General features: G+C 61.3%; 13 protein-coding genes. 5 read left to right on the top strand and 8 right to left on the bottom strand.

Annotation, left to right across the window (positions count from 1 at the left end; all coding sequences use genetic code 11):
- Window positions 1-246: 246 nt before the first annotated feature.
- Window positions 247-2,259, bottom strand: a complete 2,013-nt coding sequence (locus A4R35_RS17010) for an inactive serine/threonine-protein kinase VRK3 (protein ID WP_112431433.1) — start codon at window positions 2,257-2,259, stop codon at window positions 247-249.
- Window positions 2,260-2,872: 613 nt separating this feature from the next.
- On the opposite strand from A4R35_RS17010, the gene A4R35_RS17005 reads away from it, so the two are divergent.
- From A4R35_RS17005 to A4R35_RS16985, 5 genes are read left to right on the top strand one after another with little or no spacing between them, the layout of a single operon-like run.
- Window positions 2,873-3,415 (top strand): NADH-quinone oxidoreductase subunit J, encoded by a 543-nt coding sequence (locus tag A4R35_RS17005; RefSeq protein WP_170293413.1) that lies wholly within the window; start codon window positions 2,873-2,875, stop codon window positions 3,413-3,415.
- Between the two features lie 12 nt (window positions 3,416-3,427).
- On the top strand, window positions 3,428-3,745 hold the full coding sequence (gene nuoK, locus A4R35_RS17000; RefSeq protein ID WP_170293420.1) for an NADH-quinone oxidoreductase subunit NuoK: 318 nt from the start codon (window positions 3,428-3,430) through the stop codon (window positions 3,743-3,745).
- Between the two features lie 6 nt (window positions 3,746-3,751).
- Entirely contained in the window at window positions 3,752-6,004 is a 2,253-nt protein-coding gene (gene nuoL, locus A4R35_RS16995) for an NADH-quinone oxidoreductase subunit L (protein ID WP_112431427.1), read from the top strand.
- A gap of 15 nt (window positions 6,005-6,019) precedes the next feature.
- Complete coding sequence (locus A4R35_RS16990) at window positions 6,020-7,645, top strand: complex I subunit 4 family protein (protein ID WP_112431425.1); 1,626 nt, start codon at window positions 6,020-6,022, stop codon at window positions 7,643-7,645.
- Window positions 7,646-7,661: 16 nt separating this feature from the next.
- Window positions 7,662-9,191, top strand: a complete 1,530-nt coding sequence (locus tag A4R35_RS16985; RefSeq protein ID WP_112431423.1) for an NADH-quinone oxidoreductase subunit N — start codon at window positions 7,662-7,664, stop codon at window positions 9,189-9,191.
- Between the two features lie 209 nt (window positions 9,192-9,400).
- Here the strand turns inward: A4R35_RS16985 and A4R35_RS16980 are convergent, their stop codons facing one another.
- From A4R35_RS16980 to A4R35_RS16950, 7 genes are all read right to left on the bottom strand, one after another.
- Entirely contained in the window at window positions 9,401-9,766 is a 366-nt protein-coding gene (locus tag A4R35_RS16980) for a hypothetical protein (RefSeq protein WP_112431421.1), read from the bottom strand.
- The gene (locus A4R35_RS16975) at window positions 9,735-10,643 is read right to left on the bottom strand and encodes a helix-turn-helix transcriptional regulator (RefSeq protein WP_189361955.1); all 909 of its coding nucleotides are present in this window, start codon (window positions 10,641-10,643) and stop codon (window positions 9,735-9,737) included. The genes A4R35_RS16980 and A4R35_RS16975 overlap by 32 nt, the downstream gene beginning before the upstream one ends.
- 52 nt (window positions 10,644-10,695) lie before the next feature.
- Complete coding sequence (locus A4R35_RS25025; protein ID WP_189361953.1) at window positions 10,696-11,937, bottom strand: helix-turn-helix transcriptional regulator; 1,242 nt, start codon at window positions 11,935-11,937, stop codon at window positions 10,696-10,698.
- A gap of 186 nt (window positions 11,938-12,123) precedes the next feature.
- Window positions 12,124-13,740, bottom strand: a complete 1,617-nt coding sequence (locus A4R35_RS16965; RefSeq protein ID WP_112431415.1) for a hypothetical protein — start codon at window positions 13,738-13,740, stop codon at window positions 12,124-12,126.
- Between the two features lie 182 nt (window positions 13,741-13,922).
- On the bottom strand, window positions 13,923-14,903 hold the full coding sequence (locus tag A4R35_RS16960; protein WP_112431412.1) for a ring-cleaving dioxygenase: 981 nt from the start codon (window positions 14,901-14,903) through the stop codon (window positions 13,923-13,925).
- Window positions 14,904-15,279: 376 nt separating this feature from the next.
- Window positions 15,280-16,632 (bottom strand): glutamine synthetase family protein, encoded by a 1,353-nt coding sequence (locus tag A4R35_RS16955; RefSeq protein WP_189361951.1) that lies wholly within the window; start codon window positions 16,630-16,632, stop codon window positions 15,280-15,282.
- A 383-nt stretch (window positions 16,633-17,015) separates the two neighbouring features.
- On the bottom strand, window positions 17,016-18,062 hold the full coding sequence (locus A4R35_RS16950) for a hypothetical protein (RefSeq protein WP_112431408.1): 1,047 nt from the start codon (window positions 18,060-18,062) through the stop codon (window positions 17,016-17,018).
- Window positions 18,063-18,205: the final 143 nt, after the last annotated feature.

Genomic DNA, 18,205 nt, shown 5'->3' with positions numbered 1-18,205 from the left:
CGGCTGGGTGCCCAGCCAAAGGCGGAAGACGAGGAGGGAGGGAGAGAGGGAGGGAGGAGAAGCCAGAGGTAACCTGGCCAGGCCAGAGAGACAAGATAGAGAACGAGGAGCAACGGCGCTCCTCGTTGCTGCCTGGACCCTCCCTTTCTGCAAGGAGTGAGGTGGTGGCAGCCAGGTCGGGCTGGGGAGCGACTGCGGCGTCGCCCGGATGGCCAGCCAGGGGCCGTCTAGTTAGTTTTAGTCAGTTTAGTAGGGAATAGGCAGGGCTTGCAGGCCCTCCTGACCGGGACGCACCAGCGGCGACACCAGGATTTCAAGGGCAAAGGGCTTTTCGTAGAGCGGGCGCCGGTGCTCGTCGGTAAAGACGAGGTGCAGGCGCTCACGTCGTCCCCCTCGCCCTTTCAGTGGCGGCGGCATGGGGATAGTCACTTCGGCCACATAGCCCCGGGCCGGCACCATGATGACCGCTCGCTGCACAACGAAGGCGTAGCGCTGGTAAATGGCTGAACGAACCTCGATATGGACGCGCTCGCCATGCGTGAGGGCGCTCAAGCCCACGGGCCGGCTGCCAGCCCGCGAGCCCGGTGGCGGCAGCGCGCGATCTCTCCCCATCAGCCGTACCCGAATGGCAAAGCGCTGACCAGGTTGCAGACGCAGGGGAGCCTCGATAATGGCAGCGGCTGCGGTGCCACGCTGTTGCTCACCGACAATGAAGCGTTGGATTTGACGCAGCAATGAGCGCTCTTGCAGGCTCTCGGTTGGACTGGCCTTCACCAGGGCGGTGCTGTTCGATCTGCCAGCAGGCAAGAGTTTGCCTTGCAGAGCCGGCAAGATGCCCGTAATGCGCTTCTGCAGCTGCTGCGTTAAGCGCCGCGCCACTTCACCGATTTCCTCTAACTCGGAGCGGCGGCGGGCCAGGATATAGGTGGGCAGGGCGGCGATATCCTCTTCCTGCGACGGCACTGCTGACCGGGCCTGGTCCCTGGTTGCAGTAACGCCGGCTTCTCCACTCCTCCCCTCCGCTTCGCTGGCGGCAGAGGCCACACCGGCGACAGGCGCTTGCTGATCCTGACTGGCGCCAGCGATTGGCCCGGTGCGACCGGTGAGCCATCCGGAGCGCCTCCTACCGCGCTCGCCAGTACCATCCTGCCTATCATGAGTGGCAGTCCGCTCCCCCAGAGAGGCAGTCGTTGTCGGACGCGGATAGCGCGCCACCTGCGTGCTGATGTAGGGGTTGGCCAGCGACTCGGCCAGGGAGGCGGCGCTCTGGAAACGCTCGGAGCGCTCGAAGGAGAGGGCCCGCATGACTACTGCCTCAATCTCCGGCTTCACTCGCGGATTCAGCTCGCGCAGTGAGCGCAGGTGTGGCGCCGGCGCGGCGGGCGGCGTGCCAGTCAGCAAGAGATAGAGCAAGGCCCCCAGGCTGTAGACGTCGGAACGGGCTTCAACCTTGCCCTGTTGGACTTCGGGAGCCGTGAAGGGACCGGGCTTGAAGGGACGCGTCGCCCCAGTTAGAACCGGCAAGAGGGTACGAATATAAACCGGGAGCCAGCAGAGCAATAGGGCCGGATGACCGCGGTAATCCAGGCTGCTCAGGACCAGGGCCTGGGGATCTAGCTCACCGATCACGATCTGATGGCCGTGGAGACGATCCACCGTCTCGCACAGCTCCTGAATCCACTGCACAGCCACCTGCTCATCAGGCAGCCCGATCCCACTCTGTAGAACGCTTTCCAGCGTATAGAGCCGCCCGTCTTCATCAGCGCTGGCCTGCTTTCCCTCACCCTGAGCCTGGAGAGCTGCTCCGTCATTGCCAGCCTCGCGCGTTTGAGCGAAGGGATTGCCGGCAATCACGTAGATATGGCCCTGATCGTATACTTGCTGCAGTATCGGCGTCAGATGAGGGATGGCATGACGACGCAGCAGGTCGTACTCGCGCCTGACAAGCTGCGCCGCGCGCTGGCGGGCCTCGTCATCCAGCGTACTGATATCGACATCGCTGATGATCACCGTCTGCTGCGTACTGGCATCGGTAGCCAAGAATAGGCTGATGTAGGGACGGCGGCGCACCAGCGAGGTAATGCGATAGCGTTGACGAAACTCGGCCTCGGCCTCCGCCGGGCGGGGTGAGGCTGCTCCCTCAATGCGCCTCCCGCAGGCGCCACAGAAAGCCGCGTGAGGCGGCACAACAGCGTTACACTGGGGACAGCGCTGCGTTTCGGGAGAATCCCGCCTGCTGGTCGTCTGTGTCATGCTCATGGACAGGTGCCTTGCCGTGTGTTATTGCGCAGATTCTTTCTTGCGAGAGAAATGACCACCAAAAGATTATAGCATAGCGAATGGGCGGTGCGTAGCTGAATTGGCCCCAACTCCGTCAGAATTCAGTGGAAAGCCCGCCCTCGCTCGTCGCTTTCTCCCCACCGCTCCTGATTTCAGGATAGTCCAGCCTGGAACAAGCTCGCTTCCAACCCAACCACGCCGGGCCAGTCAGGGCCAGGAAGGTTTCTGCCCTTGTCACCTCGTCAGGCTTTTGTTAGAATCTGACGGGAAACAGCGAGGAGTTGCTCACGTCGCACATACGCACGCACGCAAGAAACGAGACAAGAACAGGGCAGATAGATCCACCGCTTCAACGCCGGTCTACCCTGCTACAATGGGAGGGAGGGAGTATGCAGGGCGATAGAGAGGCCACTGGCTCGTTTCACACGAACCTGCTCTTGACCTGATTGATGCCTTCGCGCCGAGCATCGTGCTGTCTCCGCTTCGCCCCTCTCTCCCACACTCTGGCCGGCCTGCTGGCAGACCTGGTCAGTGAGGACAAGGCTTGCCGGACGGTGCTCTCAGTGCCCGCTCGATGGAGGACATTTTTTTTATGGACTTAGCCAGCCTGATCTTTTGGATCATCGCCGTTGTGCTGGTTGCTGCGGCGCTGGTCGTCGTGGGCCAGCGAAATATTGTGCATAGCGCGCTGGCGCTGGTGGTGGTCTTTGCAATGGCTTCCGGCATCTTCCTCCTGCTCAATGCCGAGTTCATTGCAATCGTGCAGATCCTCATCTACGCCGGCGCGGTGACGATCTTGATCCTGTTCGCGCTGATGCTGACACGCATCGCCGGGCAACGGGTAACCAATCCCAATGCTCGCCCGCTGGCGATGGCCGTGGCGCTGGTGGTCTCGGCCCTCGTCGGCCTGGGGATTATCTTCGCTGCGACGGTCAGTCAGTTCGCTCAGTCAGCTCCCGCCGCCCAGTTGCTTCAGGGAACGGTCTGCTCGCTCCCCTCCAATAATGTGATTGCGATCGGCCAGCTCCTCTATAGCCCCTCCTGCTATAGCTACGTGCTGCCGTTCGAAATCGCGACGGTGGTGCTGCTGGTAGCCATCGTGGGCGCGATCGTGATCAGCCGCGAGGAGGAGTAAGTTGCTATGGGCCTGACTCTGACACATTTTGTGGTGCTTGGCGCGGTCCTTTTCTGTATCGGCCTCTACGGCGCGCTCACTAAGCGCAATGCGATCGCTATTCTGATGAGCATCGAGATTATGCTCAATGCCGTCAATATCACGCTGATCGCTTTCTCTTTCTTTAACCACGTCAAGCCCTACTCGAATCTGTTGACAGGACAGATCTTCGCCATCTTCATCATTACTGTCGCTGCGGCGGAGGCGGCGCTCGCACTGGCGATGATTATCGCGATCTATCGCAAGCGCCAGACGGTGGATGTTGGCGAAATCGATATGCTGAAGTGGTGATTTGCTATGTACGGTCTGTATGAGTACGCCTGGCTCATTCTGGCCGCTCCGCTGGCGTCGTTCGTGGTGATCGTCTTTGGGACACGCATGGCCGATCTGTGGAGCCGCCATCATGGGCAGACGGCGCAGGACTACGCGGCCTACCTGCGCGAGGCGGACCCGGCCTTTGCCGCCTGGGAGGCAACCCGCGGCGCCGGCGGACATGCCGAGCAGCAGCACGCGGCTCAGGCGGCAGGGCCCGCTGAGGGCACGGCGCACGTGGGACATGGGGGAGAGGCAGAACACCAGGAACACCACGGCGATCCCTACGATGATGATCCGACGGTGCCGTATTTGACTCCCTGGGCGAAGTTGAGCGGCTATGTAGGTATCGTTTTGATGCTCTTCGCCTGTCTCTATTCCTGGCTGCTGCTCTTCGCTTCGCTCGGTCTGCTCCCCGGTACTCCACGCCTGCCCGAGGGAGGGATCACGCTCTTCTCCTATACCTGGGGCAGCGATGCCGCCTTCCAACCCTATACCATTGCTTTCCACCTGGATAATCTGGCCCTGGCGATGACGGTGGTGGTGACAACCGTCTCACTGCTGGTGCAGTTCTATTCCCAGGGCTATATGGCAAGCTCCGCTGGCTACGCTCGCTTCTTCGCTTACCTGTCGCTCTTCGCTTTCTCGATGCTGACCATTGTCTTCGCGGCGAATTTCCTGGTGATTTTCGTCGGCTGGGAGCTGGTCGGCTTGAGTTCTTACCTGCTGATCGGTTTCTGGATCAATAAGCGGGCCAAGCCCGCTGAGGAGCGCCCTGCTCCCGCCAGCGCCGCCCTGCAAGCCTTCGTCATGAACCGTATCGGTGATGTGGGCTTTATTCTCGGCATTATGATCCTGTTCGCGACGACGGGGACCTTCGATTTCGCGACGCTGGCCGGTAGCGGTCCCCACGGGGTGGCCCAGGCTTTCGCCGGTAATCAGGCCCTGCTGACGCTGGCGATGATCCTGGTCTTCTGCGGCGCGATCGGTAAGTCGGCCCAGGTGCCGCTGCATACCTGGCTGCCATCGGCAATGGAAGGCCCGACCCCGGTGAGCGCCTTGATCCATGCGGCGACGATGGTGGCCGCCGGCGTCTATATGGTGGCGCGAACGTTCGCGCTCTTCTCCGCCGCCGGCCCGCAGGCTTTCGGGGTGGTGGCCTGGATCGGCGGGATTACGGCCATCTTCGCGGCGACCATCGGCCTGACGCAGACGGACTTTAAGCGGGTGCTGGCTTTTTCGACGATCAGCCAGCTCGGCTATATGTTCGTGGGCCTCGGGGTGGCCGGCACGGAGATCGGCCCGGGCGCCGGTATGTTCCATCTGTTCACGCACGCTTTCTTTAAGGCTCTGCTCTTCTTGGGCGCCGGTAGCGTGCTGCATGCGCTTCATCATGCCATGCATCGCGAGGTCCAGGATATGCGCTTGATGGGCGGCCTGGCTCGCTTTATGCCGATTACCGCCGCTACCTGGCTGATCGCTGGTCTGTCGATCTCTGGCTTCCCCTTCTTGTCCGGTTTCTATAGCAAGGAGACGCTGATTTCGCTGGCTTTCGAGCATGGCGACTATGCGCTGTGGGCGATTACGCTGGTGACTGCCGGGCTAACGGCCTTCTATATGTTCCGCGCCTTCTTCCTGGCCTTTGGCGGTAAGGGTGGCGCGCTCGGTGGCATCTGGGGCGGCCCCTATCGGGGCGAGGGAACGCCGCATGAGTCGCCGGTGACGATGACGCTGCCGCTGGTGATTCTGGCGGTCTTCTCGATTTTCGCCGGTTACTGGGTGGGCTTCTTCCAGTATCTGGACCCCCATGCGCCGCTGCTGGATCTGGGCAAGCTCTTTAGCGATGGCCTGACCTGGCTGGGTGTGGCGCTCTCGCTGCTGGGCATCGCCTGGGCCTATGTGCTCTATTGCGCAGTCGGCTGGGAGCGCGTGCATAAGGTGGTGGAGGCGAATGCGGTTCTGCGTTTCTTCCATCGCTTGCTGCTGCACCGCTATTATGTGGATACGCTCTATGACTGGATTGTACGCTATGTGGTGCTGGGTCTCTGCCATGTGGCGGCGGCCTTCGATCGCTTCGTGGTGGATGGCGTCGTGAATGGGGTGGCCAGCCTGGTCATGGAGCTGGGAAGTGGGCTGCGACGGGCGGAGACCGGCAAGGTGCAGGCGTATATGACGGTCTTTTTCGGTGGGATCGCGGTTTTTGCCGTGGTTGTCTTTGTGCTGGCTACGCTCAGATAGAGGGGAGGAAGCGCTGTGATCTTTGCCTACGATCTCACCTGGATCCTCTTGCTGCCGACGCTCGGTGGAGTGCTGGCAATGGTGGCGCCGGTCCGCCTCTCGCGCTGGCTGGCGCTGGCTTTTAGTGCGGCGACGCTGGTCCTCTCGCTCTGGATCTTTCTGCGGATCGCTGTGGCTACCGGCTACCATTTCGGCTCGGTGACGGACCCGAAGGCCGATCCGGCTTCGATCGATGTGGTTCAGCTCCCCTGGATTCAGTTCCAGCTCGGGTCGGTGGCGTTCCGTATCGATTACTATCTGGGCGTGGATGGCCTGAGCCTGCCACTGGTGATCTTGAATGCTTTGCTGACGGTGCTGGCGGTGATCGGTGGCTGGGAGAAGCCGCGGGTGAAGGAGTATATGGCCCTCTTGCTGCTGCTGGAGGCGGGAGTAATGGGGGTCTTTATGGCCCTGGATCTGCTGCTCTTCTTCCTGTTCTGGGAGGTGGAGCTGGCGCCGATGTTCTTGCTGATCGGGATCTGGGGTAGCGAGACGGAGAAGCATGGGATGCCGGGCCGCATTTATTCGGCCTGGAAGTTCCTGCTGTATACCTTCTTCGGCAGTATCTTTATGCTGGCTGGAATCTTGCTGGTCTATTTCCAGGCCGGCCAGAATACGGCCAGTCTGCCGGTCTTGATGCAGCATCTGCTGCCAGCCAGCACAGGGGTGACGCTTCCTCTGCTCGGGGTGACGATGGGGTCCCAGTTGCTGGCCTTCTTGCTGGTCTTTGTGGCCTTCGCCGTCAAGATCCCGATGTTCCCCCTGCATACCTGGCTGCCAGATGCGCATACAGATGCCCCCACTGAGGTGAGCGTGATTCTGGCGGGCGTGCTGCTGAAGATGGGCGCCTATGGGCTGATCCGCATTTGCCTGGGCCTCTTCCCGGATGGCTTGCAGCAGTTCGCTCCGCTGCTGGTGGTGCTGGCGGTGATCAATATTCTGTACGGCGCGGCGATCTGCCTGGTGCAGAAGGATATGAAGCGTCTGGTGGCTTACTCCAGTGTGAGCCATATGGGGGTGATTCTGCTGGGTGTGGCGGCGGCGGCGATGGCGATCCACACGAGTAATCCCGATGTGGCCCGCTTCGGAACGGCGGCTTTGATGGGGGCGACGGTGCAGATGATCAGCCACGGGCTGATCACAAGCCTGCTCTTCTTCTGCGTGGGTGTGATCTACGATCGGGCCCATACACGCGAGATTGAGATCTTCGGCGGGGTGGCAAAGCGGATGCCGCTGTGGGCAACGCTCTTTACGTTCGCTGGTCTGGCGTCGCTCGGTCTGCCAGGGCTGGCGGGCTTTGTGGCAGAGTACATGGTCTTTACGAGTAGCTACCGCATCTGGCCCGTGCCGACGGCAATCGCGGTCTTTACGATGATTCTGACGGCAGCTTATCTGCTGTGGATGCTGAAGCGGGTCTTGTTCGGCCCCTTCAATCTGCGCTGGAATTGGCTGCCCGATGCTTCGTGGCGCGAGGCGATCCCTCTGGTGACGCTGGCGGCCTTCATTGTGCTGGTCGGGGTCTACCCGGGGTTCTTGCTGGATGTGATCGTGCCGGCGCTGCATCATCTGCTGCCGGTGGCTACAACAGCGCTGGGTCGCTAGGTAGGAGGCACGCGCTATGGCTACGGGTTTTAAGGTTGCTGATCTCTACTTGCTCTCGCCGGAGCTGAGCCTGACGCTGCTGGCCTTGGTGGTGATAGCGGTCGATCTGTTTGTGAAGCGCCGCGCAGTGACGGCAACGGTGGCGCTGGTGGGCCTGCTGGTGCCGGCTTTCTTTACGATCTCTCTTATTCTGACAAATACCGGTTCGGCCCGCCATGCTTTCTTTAATATGCTGGTGGTCGATAACTACGCCTTGTTCTTCAAGGTGGTCTTCCTGTTGATTGCAGCGGTGATGATCCTGTCTTCGTACTCGTACGTTTCGAAGTACGTGCGGGGCGCGGGCGAGTTCTATACGCTGCTGCTCTTTTCGACGACCGGCATGATGTTGATGGCCAGCACCGGTGAGCTGATTTCTCTGTATATCTCGCTGGAGCTGACAAGCTTCCCGCTGTATGTGATGGCCGGGCTGCTGCGCACCGATCAGCGTTCGGCTGAGGCGGCGGTGAAGTATGTGCTGCTGGGGGCGATGTCGTCGGCGATCTTGCTCTATGGGCTGGCGCTGCTCTATGGGCTGACGGGAACGACGGATCTGTTGAGTATTGCCGGGACGTTCGCTAAGGGCCTGCAGGATGGGAATCTGTTGGTGATCGTGGCCGATATTCTGATCCTGGCTGGCTTCGGCTTTAAGATTTCGGCGGTGCCCTTCCATATGTGGGCGCCCGATATCTATGAGGGGGCGCCGACGCCGGCGACAGCTTTCTTCTCGGTCGGTTCGAAGGCGGCGGGCTTCGCCGGCTTGCTGCGCATTTTCTTCTACGGTGGGCTGAATCTGCGCGATCTGCCTCAGCTGGTGGTGGTGGTGGCGATTATGGCCATCTTGACGATGACGCTGGGCAATGTGGTGGCGGCTGTGCAGGCGAATGTGAAGCGTATGATGGCCTATTCGAGCATTGCTCAGGCGGGTTATCTGCTGGTGGGCTTCTGCGCAAGCCTGGCAACGGGTCGCCCGGAGGGCAATGCGGCTGTGCTCTTCTTTATCCTGGTCTATGTGCTGACGAATCTGGGGGCCTTCGCGGGGATCATCGCCCTGGCCAATGCGACGGGTGGGGAGCGAATCGAGGACTTCCGCGGCCTGGCTCGTCGCGAGCCGCTGGTGAGTCTGGGTACGGCGCTCTGCCTGTTGTCGCTGGCGGGGATTCCGCCGGTGGCCGGTTTCTGGAGCAAGGTCTTTCTCTTCAGCGCGGCCTGGAGCCAGGGGGTGGAGATGAATCAGCCCTGGCTGCAGTGGCTGGTGATCATTGCTTTGCTGAATAGTGTGGTGTCGCTGGTCTACTATGGGCGCATTGTGAAGGCGATGTACTTCGATGCGCCGCCCAAGGAGGACCGCCTGTCGACGCCGCTGGGCTTGAGTTCGTCGATTGTGCTGGCAACGGCGGCTTTGCTGGTGCTGATCGTGGTGGCGCAGGTGGTGCTGAATTGGGCTTTGCCAGCGGCGTCGATGCTCTTCGCTTCGGCACAGGGCGTGCTGACGGCATTGGGCCATTAGAGATCTTGCGCAGAGCCGTCGGCTCTAGCTAGACGGCTATAGCCAGATAGACAGCTCAACAAAGGAGGACGGTTCGTGAGAGCGAGCCGTCCTCTTTTGCTGCGCGCTTGGTTTGAGCGCGCTTTTCCCGGCGATGAGGCAGGCTTTCCATCTGTGTGTTCTCTGAAGCGTATGGGCCGCAGTCGAGCCTGCTCCTGCTGATTGCACCTCTAGCAGATACCCAGTTCGAGGCCGAGCCGCTGCACGCTGGCATTGGTCACCGCCTTCCTGCTCAGGCTCGCGTACAACGCTCTCAGCTCCGGCTCCACCTTCACCGACCCCATCTCTTGCGCCGCCCCCCACGCCTTCACCCCCAGCCAGGCACTCTGCTCTACATCCCCTTGCGCCAGAAACAGCTTCGCCTCCGTCACATCCAGGTACATCTGCCATAAGCCTACGTCACTCCCCAACGCCGAGCGCGCCTGCAGCAGCTCCCGATACGCCTCACTCAGCCTCTTGCGCTCCCCCTGCCGCTGCGCCTGCGTCAGCAACAGCTTCGCCCCCTCATGATGCACCGCCGCCCGGTTCAGCTTCAATAGCGAGCTGTCCTCTTCTCCTCCTTCCACTCGCTCCACCAGCCGGTGCGCCTCCTCCTGCCAGCCTCTCCACTGCCGCTCGTCCCCCTCTCCTACCTGCGCCAGCACCGTCGCCGCCCGCAGGTATAGATTGCCCCCCCAACGCCGGCCCGACCCGCTTCACCCAGCGCAACCCCTCCCAGGCCGCAGCACCGGCAGACGTACGATCCCCCACTTCCAGATGACGGTGAGCCAGGTGGAAGAAGGCCAGGCCAGTCAATGTCGGATCATCCAGCTCGCGCGCCAATCCAAGGAGCTCCAGCGTCAGGTTCAGCGCCGAGCGTGTCTGAGCAGCTTCTGGCTGATGGCTGGCTAGCCAGGCGGTCATATGGAGATACAGACCCTGCAGCCAGAGCCAGGCATCGCGCTCGCTGGCTGGCGCTTCTTTCACTTTCTGCCGCAGCTTCCCCAGCCAGCGTGGCATTCTCTCCGCCAGCCAACGCAGCTGGCCTGCATATTGCAGCTGGTTCGCGAGCACAAATAGATCTTCGAAGTGATAATAGCCTTCGAGGCTGACCACCTCGGCCAGCCGCTCATAGCTAGCGCCTGGCTCTCCCTCCCTGCTCACAAACACCACCTGCTCCCAGGCCAGCCCCAACAACGCCGGCGGGATCTGCAACAATCTCGCCAGCAAGATGCGCCGCTCCGGATCTGCCAAATACATCGTCGCCTCCCAGTAGCTCACTGTCTGCTGCTTCACTTCCAATGCTTGCGCTACTTCTGCTCGACTGTAACCGCGCCGCTGCCGATACTCGCTCAGCACCGCCCCCATATGCGGCAAGTTATGTCTCCCCGGCGGATAATCCCCATAGCGCCGCCACCAGCGCACATCGCTCATCTCATGCCTCCTTTGTCTGGCAGGAACCCCGCACGCTGCATCTATGCTGCCTCTAGACAACACCGAGGGTGAGGCCGAGCCGCTGTACGCTGGCATTGGTCGCCGCCTTCCCGCTCAGGCTCGCGTACAGCGCTCTCAGCTCCGGCTCCACCTTCACCGACCCCATCTCTTGCGCCGCCTCCCACGCCTTCACCCCCAGCCAGGCACTCTGCTCTACATCCCCCTGCGCCAGAAACAGCTTCGCCTCCGTCACATCCAGGTACATCCTCCAGGCGCCCACATCACTTCCCAACGCCGAGCGCGCCTGCAGCAGCTCCCGATACGCCTCACTCAGCCTCTTGCGCTCCCCCTGCCGCTGCGCCTGCATCAGCAACAGCTTCGCCCCCTCATGATGTACCGCCGCCCGGTTCAACTTCAATAGCGAGCTGTCCTCTTCTCCTCCTTCCACTCGCTCCACCAGCCTGAGCGCCTCCTCCTGCCAGCCTCTCCACTGCCGCTCGTCCCCCTCTCCTACCTGCGCCAGCACCGTCGCCGCCCGCAGGTACAGATTGCCCCCCAGCGCCGGCCCAACCCGCTTCACCCAACTCAGTCCCCCCTGCGCCGCATCTCTGGTCTGTCCAGTGGCCCCCATTTGTCGATAGAGGTCCATCAGACGATAAAAGGCCAGGCCAATGAGCGTCGGCTCATCCTGCTCCTGACCTAGCCGGAGTAATTCGCTGGCCAGACTCAAGGCTACGTTGCGCTGGTGATCCCCTTGCGAGTGCCTGGCGACGGAGCTGGCCCGCAACAGATAATGCCCCAGCAGCCAGAGCCAGGCATCGCGCTCGCTGGCCGGCGCTTCCTTCACTTTCTGCCGCAGCTTCCCCAGCCAGCGTGGCATTCTCTCCGCCAGCACGCGAATCTGACCGGCATACAGTAGCCGACTCACCAACACTAGCAGATCTTCGTACTGATAGTAGCTCTCCAGGCTGACCACCTCGGCCAGCCGCTCATAGCTAGCGCCTGGCTCTCCCTCCTTGCCCACAAACACCACCTGCTCCCAGGCCAGCCCCAACAACGCCGGCGGGATCTGCAACAATCTCGCCAGCAAGATGCGCCGCTCCGGATCTGCTAAATACATCGTCGCCTCCCAGTAGCTCACTGTCTGCTGCTTCACTTCCAATGCCCGCGCTACTTCTGCTCGACTGTAACCGCGCCGCTGCCGATACTCGCTCAGCACCGCCCCCATATGCGGCAAGTTGTGTTTCCCCGGCGGATAATCCCCATAGCGCCGCCACCAGCGCACACCGCTCATCTCTTGCCTCCTTTGTCTATCAAGAGGGCAAAGAACATTTCCTACCAGGGAGTGTAGCATTCAGTTCAGCTCTTTTCAATGGATTGAATCCCGTAGTTTTCGCTACACAATTTTGCTTTTGGCAAGCTTTTGAGCGACGATCTGGGGGAAGGGATGACAAGGAGGTTCAGAGGGCCTCAGCTCTGCTCAGGCCCTCTGGCCAAACAAGGCCCGAATCTGAGAGGCAGCCTCCTCAAGCGAAATCTGGCGATCCTGCACGCGCCGCAGAATGTCCTCCAGCGCCGGCGTTCCCTCTCCAACGGCTTCAGCAGCGGTCGCAGCGGTCGTCGATGGCGTCGCCTCTGGTCCTGCTCCAGACCTGGCGGACGGCCCTGGCGCTGGTAAAGAGGAACTCAGGTTCGCAAGCACTCCACTGCGCCGCGCCTGCCAGAGATAGAAGGCCAGCACGATCAGTCCGACCAGCAACCCTACCACACTCTCCTGCGTCAGCCGTGGCCAGTTCTCTACAGGGGAGCCAAGCGCTAGAGTACCCAGCGAGAAAAGAAGGACCGCCCCACCGACAGTTGTCGCCAGCACCCCACCGATCAGCGCAGCCAGAATAAAGCCCTGGCACGGTAGCAGAGCACGCTCCGGCTCCTCTCGATAGCGCCGCATCAGGAGCAGATTCAGCGGCAGCGTGCCCAGACCAAGCAGGAGCGGCGCCACCCCATCGATCCAGTCGCCAAGCTGGGGCAAGGGTCCTGTTGGGAACAGCGTGAAAAGAAGAGCCAGCAACAAACGCCCGCTCCCAGTCCAGAACAACAGCGCCAGCAAGGCCGCCGCCCCAGCCAGCAGACTGTAGCGTAGCACAACCCGCGCCCGCGGCGGATCGGACAGCTGCTTCACCTCACTCTGCAGCCAGAGCCAGGCGAAGCCAGCCACCAGCAAGCCGACCAGCACCATACCGGAAGGCAGCGACAAAAGCAAGGTCCCAGGCGGCGACAGCAGAGCCGTTGCCTGGATCTTCTCCCCCGCCAGGAAGCGCAGGAGTAGATCCAGAAGAGCAGCACACTCATCGAGAGTTAAGAACAGACCATAGGCCAGCACCCCACCATAGAACAGGCGTCGCAACCACGAGCCAGGGTCATGACGATTGAAATAGCCATAGACAAACCAGGCCAGCACGAGCCAGAGCGCCGTCGCTAATGGACCTCTCAGATCGGCATGACCATTCACGACAGCGGATGGCGCAACGTGCCCGCCGCCGAGCAGGTAGGAATCAAGCGCCAGCGAGAGAACATAGTTACAGGCGCTCACCAGCGGGAAGAGAAGGATGAGCTGAACGCCGTAGACATGAAGACGCTGAAAAAAGCGCGCCAGCCCGGGGCCGACTGGCAGACGCCGCCGCTCCCACTCCAGAACCAGCAGTCCAGCAAGCGTCGCCAGGCCAGTGGCCGCATAGCCACTTTGGAACTGGGTGAGCACCTGACCTAACGAGAAGATCGCGATCGGAGCCAGCACCAGCTCGCTCAAATTGAGAAAAAAAGCGTGCACAGCTCCACTGCCAGCCGCCGGGTCTTGACTCAGATCACGACGCAGCAACCAGTAATGCAGACCTCCCAGGGCGACGACGAAGAGAAGCACCGTCACAGCAAAAACCAGCGTCTGTACCACCTCAGCACGACCAGGGACCGCCTCATAGCCGGGTCGCAGCGGGGTCAGGCGCCAGAGCGGATCAAGCAGGCCGGCGAGTGCATAGATGGCGAGAGCGAGCAGGAGAAGCAGGATCACATACAGATAACTGCGGTAGAGGTTGCGAGCCACGGTGTACGCTCCTTTCCCAGGCTGCAGATGGACAAACCTGGACTTACAGGCACAGCGGGTCTCTCTTGCTGTTGAGCTAAGCATACACGATAGCCGAGCGGACGGCAATGAACCGTTTTACCGTCGACTCATTGCCGCCTCGCCTGGCTTCCAGCTAGCCCGTGGCGCGCTTCGCTCTCCCCTTAGACTCCTGCCAGCAGATCCAGCGGCTCGATCGGCTTCAGACCGGCCTCGATCCGCGCCCGGTACGGCTCCAAAAACGGCGGCAGCGAGAGGCGCTCGCCCAGATGCTCCGGGTCCTCGTCGACCGCGAAGCCCGGCAGATCTGTCGCCAGCTCGAAGAGCACCCCGCCAGGCTCGCGGAAGTAGATCGAATGGAAGTAGAAGCGGTCGATGATCGGCGTCACTGTGCGATTGACCGCCGCCACGCGCTCGCGCCAGGCCCGATGCTCCTCGTCCGTGGGCACGCGGAAGGCCACATGGTGGACGCCCCCAATGCCGACGAAACGATGGAAGGGCGCATCTGGCTGGATCTCTACATGCACCTGGGCGCCAGGGCCACCTGGACCAACCTCAAAGGCCGCCACCTCGTAGCCATTGCCCTGCTGATAGCTCCCCACCTGACGGAAGCCCAGCACCTCGGTCAGGAAACGCGCCGATGGGGCCAACGCGCGCAAGGTCAGCTGTACCCCATAGAAGCCCCGAATCGCGTACTCAGCAGGCACAGGACTGCGGCGCCAGGCTACGCCCTGCAGCCGCCCACCGTCGTCGACCAGCTCCAGGCGCTGGCCCTCGGGATCGCGGAACGGCAGGCTAAGCACCCCGTCTGGACCACGGCGCCGCAGCTCATCATGCTCCACACGCAAGCGTGCAAAACGCTCCTGCCACCAGCGCAGCGCCTCCTCACCACTGACTCCCAGCATGATCGTCGAAATGGTGCCCGCTCCGTGGCGATGACGCTCCAGCTCCGGCCAGTCGAAAAACGTTAGCTCGGTGCCGGGATGGCCCAGCTCATCGCCATAGAAGAGATGATAGGCCGAAACATCATCCTGGTTGACCGTCTTCTTGACCAGGCGCATCCCCAGCACCTGCGTATAAAAGGCCACATTCAGCGAAGCGTTACCCGTCACTGCTGTCACATGATGAATACCTTGCAATTGCATTAGACTTGCTCCCTTCCTTACTCCTGCCTCCGGCTCACTACCTCAGCTGGCTCTCATCTCACGCCTTGCGTCCCACAGAGAAGAGCAAAGGGCCAGCCAACGCGCGCAAGCTCCGGCATCATCTTAACCCAATAAGCATCTGATCCGACCAGCAGCATCAGGCCCGCAATCTCCTCTGCTAGCTCGTCCCATTCGCCAGATAGTCTACTATAGGAAACACGCTGGCCTGCCCAGAACTTCCCAGCCCCCTAACGATCCAGGCCAACAGCCCCACCGATCTCCCTTGCACGGACGCAAAACAACAGCGGTGCATGGACCACCAGGTGGCGGTCCATGCACCGTACCGGCCAGAGAGTTCAGAAGGAAGCGTGTATGACTAATAGATCTCCAGATACTCCTCGCGCTCCCAATCGGTCACATGGGCCTTGAAGCGCGCCAGCTCGCTGCGCTTGGCTCGCGTAAAGACCTCCACAAACTCATCGCCCAGCAACTGGCGAAACTCATCGTCGCGCTCCAACGCATCCAGGGCCTCATCGAGCGTCGTCGGCAAAGGCGGAAACTCACTATGCTCCTCGGCCAGACCCGAGACCGCCGCTGGCGGCAGCTCCTGGTCGCGCAGGCCCAGCACACCCGCCGCAATCACCGCAGCAATCGATAGATAGGGATTGCTCAAAGCAGTAGGCAGACGATTCTCCAGATGCGTGCGCTCATCACGGCTATTCTTCGCCCGAATCATCGCCGAGCGATCCTCGGGTCCCCAACTGATGTTAGAGGGCGCAAAATGGTGCGGCACGAAACGATGGTAGCAGTTAGGAGTTGGCGCCATCAGGGCCATCGCCGCATTGGCATGCTTCAGCATCCCCTGCGTAAAATAGTAGGCCGTAGGCGACAGCCCATGCGGATCATCGGCATCGAGAAAGGCATTCTGGCCTGTTGCCTTCGAGACCAGGCTGACATGCGTATGGGCACCACTGGCCGACTGATCGCTGAAGGGCTTGGTCATGAAAGTCGCATGATAGCCGAGCTGGCGCGCGATCATCTTGACCCCATTCTTGAAGGTGAAGCCCAGATCGGCGGCGTGCAAGGCAGAATGGGCCCCATAGTTGATCTCGAACTGGCCAGGGCCGTACTCACAGTTAGCCGTGATGATATCGATGCCGATCTGCGGCATCAGCTCGACGATGCGCTCCGTCACCGGCACCGCCAGGTTGCGCGACGTATTGAAGATATGCAGGCCATTGAAGACCGGGGTCATGGTCATCGGATCAAGCAGATAAAACTCATATTCCAGACCAATGACCGCCTCGTAGCCGAGCTTGTCCAACTCGGCCAGGACACGACGCAGCACATGGCGTGGCGCCGCGTGGAGCGGAGTACCATCCTGCCAGTAGGCATCGCAGATCAGGCGCGCCGTACCGCTCAGCCAGGGCACCACGGCAGCCGTCGATAGGTCAGGAATGAGCATCTGGTCAGCGTAATTCTTCTCCTCATTGTACCGGGTGCCGGGTACGACAAACGAGCGACTATCGAGGGCAACGGTGCCGCCATACATATTCAGGCCCTTCTCAGCATAGCCACGCACCTTATTCAGAGGGATCAGCTTGGAGCGGGCCACGCCATGCATGTCGGGCAGCTCAAAGAGTACAGTGCGAATACCCTGCTCCTCCCAATCGGCCAGAAGCTGATCCAGAGAAATGGCGGTGCTCTGGCCCTTGTGCGTGATCGTCATCGCGCAAACCTCCATTCAGAGCAGCTGAACTGCTGAACACTGATGAATCGCCGGCTGGCCCCTCACTCAACCACCAGACCAGAATGATGACTACAATGCAGTGTAGCTGATGAGAGAGGCTCACCAGGCTGGATGCTGTCACGACGCGCGGGGACAGCAGTCCCTGTCTTCCCGCTTACACGGTAGTCTACTCAAGGGACAGGCAAATTGCAGGTTTGCCGCTCTCAGATGGCACAATGGGGTAGTTACGGAGAGAGGAGGCCAGCCAGGGCGCCAGGGCCGAGGACCTCAGCCAGCCTACGCCAGCCGCTCGTTGAGCAGCCAGCGCAGGGGCAGGACAGCATCGCTGCAAACGAGAGCTACGACCCGCCCCAGGCTGCTCTTCAGGAGGCAAGCACTCCCGTCCAGGTACCTGGGGCTGAGGGCAGATAGTCCGTGGCCCCATGATCACACTGCAGCGACATATAGGGGGCGTGGTAGTTTCCACTGGCAAGCTGACTAGAGGTAAAGTCTCCCACCAGCATCATCGCCTCAAACGAGGACGGCGCCCTGCAGGTAATTGTCGTATTGTCCTTGGTGAAAACATAGCTATCCTCTAGCATCAGGCGCGTGTAACGAATGTGCCCTTGCCGGTAGGTGCCGGAGCACCGTGCAACCCAGCGCTGATGGTAGGGCACCCCTTGAACGCTACCATCATAGGTATGAGCGAGCTGGTCATCATCACTGGTACAGACGGTGCCACCAGCCGGATCAGGTTGCCCCGTCACAGCGAGCCGCAAGCTGTACGAGATCATCTGACCGTCGCTATCCTTGCCCCGGATCAGAGCATTGAGCTGAAAGGAGGCATTGTCTGGAGGCGCGCCGTGCGGCCCCGGAGTATGGGCCTGACCCTGCTGGACAATGTCAATTGTGACAGCTTCGGTCTTCTTGTTTGTGCTCGTATCAATGGCGGCGAGTCGGTGAGTACCTAGCGGCCAGAGGTTATTTACATCCAGATAGAGGGCCAGCTCTCCCTGGCTATCGCTCTTGCCCCGAAAGCCTTGACCAGTCATTACCTGCCCATCGAGGGCAAACTCGACCGTTGCGGAGAGGGCAAAATACTGACCAGAGACGTAGAGCTGGGTTCCACTGGAGGCAGCTGGCGTACTGCCAACAGAGTAGCGGCTCTCGACCCTGATAGTCGGCTGCTTAAAGAGGACCGCCGAGGTCGCTCCCAGGTAGAGAAAGGCGGCAAGGCAGACGACAGGCGCCACTACCAGAATCAGCACCAGGCCGCTAATGAGCGCGACCACCAGTAGCCCCGATCGGCGCCCAGGACGCTCCGGCCCCCTGGCAGAAAAGGGAGGAGGAAAAGCCCGGTTGGGACCGGAGAACATCGTCGAAGCTGGATGTCCATAAGACCAGCCAGAGGGAGGCGGTGGCGGTGTCATGGCTGGGGACGGGCCTGCTGGACTGGCTGGCACTCCCCGGGGCAACCGGACTCGGGACGGTGCTTCCAGTGACAGCCGCAGGCCCGCTACCGATGCGCGCCTGCCCACACTGGGGGCAGATCAGGGTCCCAGTCACCAGCTGG

This window comes from Thermogemmatispora tikiterensis (assembly GCF_003268475.1).
Taxonomy (GTDB): domain Bacteria; phylum Chloroflexota; class Ktedonobacteria; order Ktedonobacterales; family Ktedonobacteraceae; genus Thermogemmatispora; species Thermogemmatispora tikiterensis.
The sequence above is the reverse complement of the archived record's forward strand: the minus strand, read 5'-3'. Positions and strand labels throughout refer to the sequence as shown.

Excerpts from the sequence above, each read along its gene's own strand:
- A4R35_RS25025 (WP_189361953.1), bottom strand. The coding sequence starts at position 11,937 with ATGAGCGGTGTGCGCTGGTGGCGGCGCTATGGGGATTATCCGCCGGGG.
- nuoL (WP_112431427.1), top strand. The coding sequence starts at position 3,752 with ATGTACGGTCTGTATGAGTACGCCTGGCTCATTCTGGCCGCTCCGCTG.
- A4R35_RS16975 (WP_189361955.1), bottom strand. The coding sequence starts at position 10,643 with ATGAGCGATGTGCGCTGGTGGCGGCGCTATGGGGATTATCCGCCGGGG.
- A4R35_RS17005 (WP_170293413.1), top strand. The coding sequence starts at position 2,873 with ATGGACTTAGCCAGCCTGATCTTTTGGATCATCGCCGTTGTGCTGGTT.
- A4R35_RS16950 (WP_112431408.1), bottom strand. The coding sequence starts at position 18,062 with ATGACACCGCCACCGCCTCCCTCTGGCTGGTCTTATGGACATCCAGCT.
- A4R35_RS16985 (WP_112431423.1), top strand. The coding sequence starts at position 7,662 with ATGGCTACGGGTTTTAAGGTTGCTGATCTCTACTTGCTCTCGCCGGAG.
- A4R35_RS16955 (WP_189361951.1), bottom strand. The coding sequence starts at position 16,632 with ATGACGATCACGCACAAGGGCCAGAGCACCGCCATTTCTCTGGATCAG.
- A4R35_RS17010 (WP_112431433.1), bottom strand. The coding sequence starts at position 2,259 with ATGAGCATGACACAGACGACCAGCAGGCGGGATTCTCCCGAAACGCAG.
- A4R35_RS16960 (WP_112431412.1), bottom strand. The coding sequence starts at position 14,903 with ATGCAATTGCAAGGTATTCATCATGTGACAGCAGTGACGGGTAACGCT.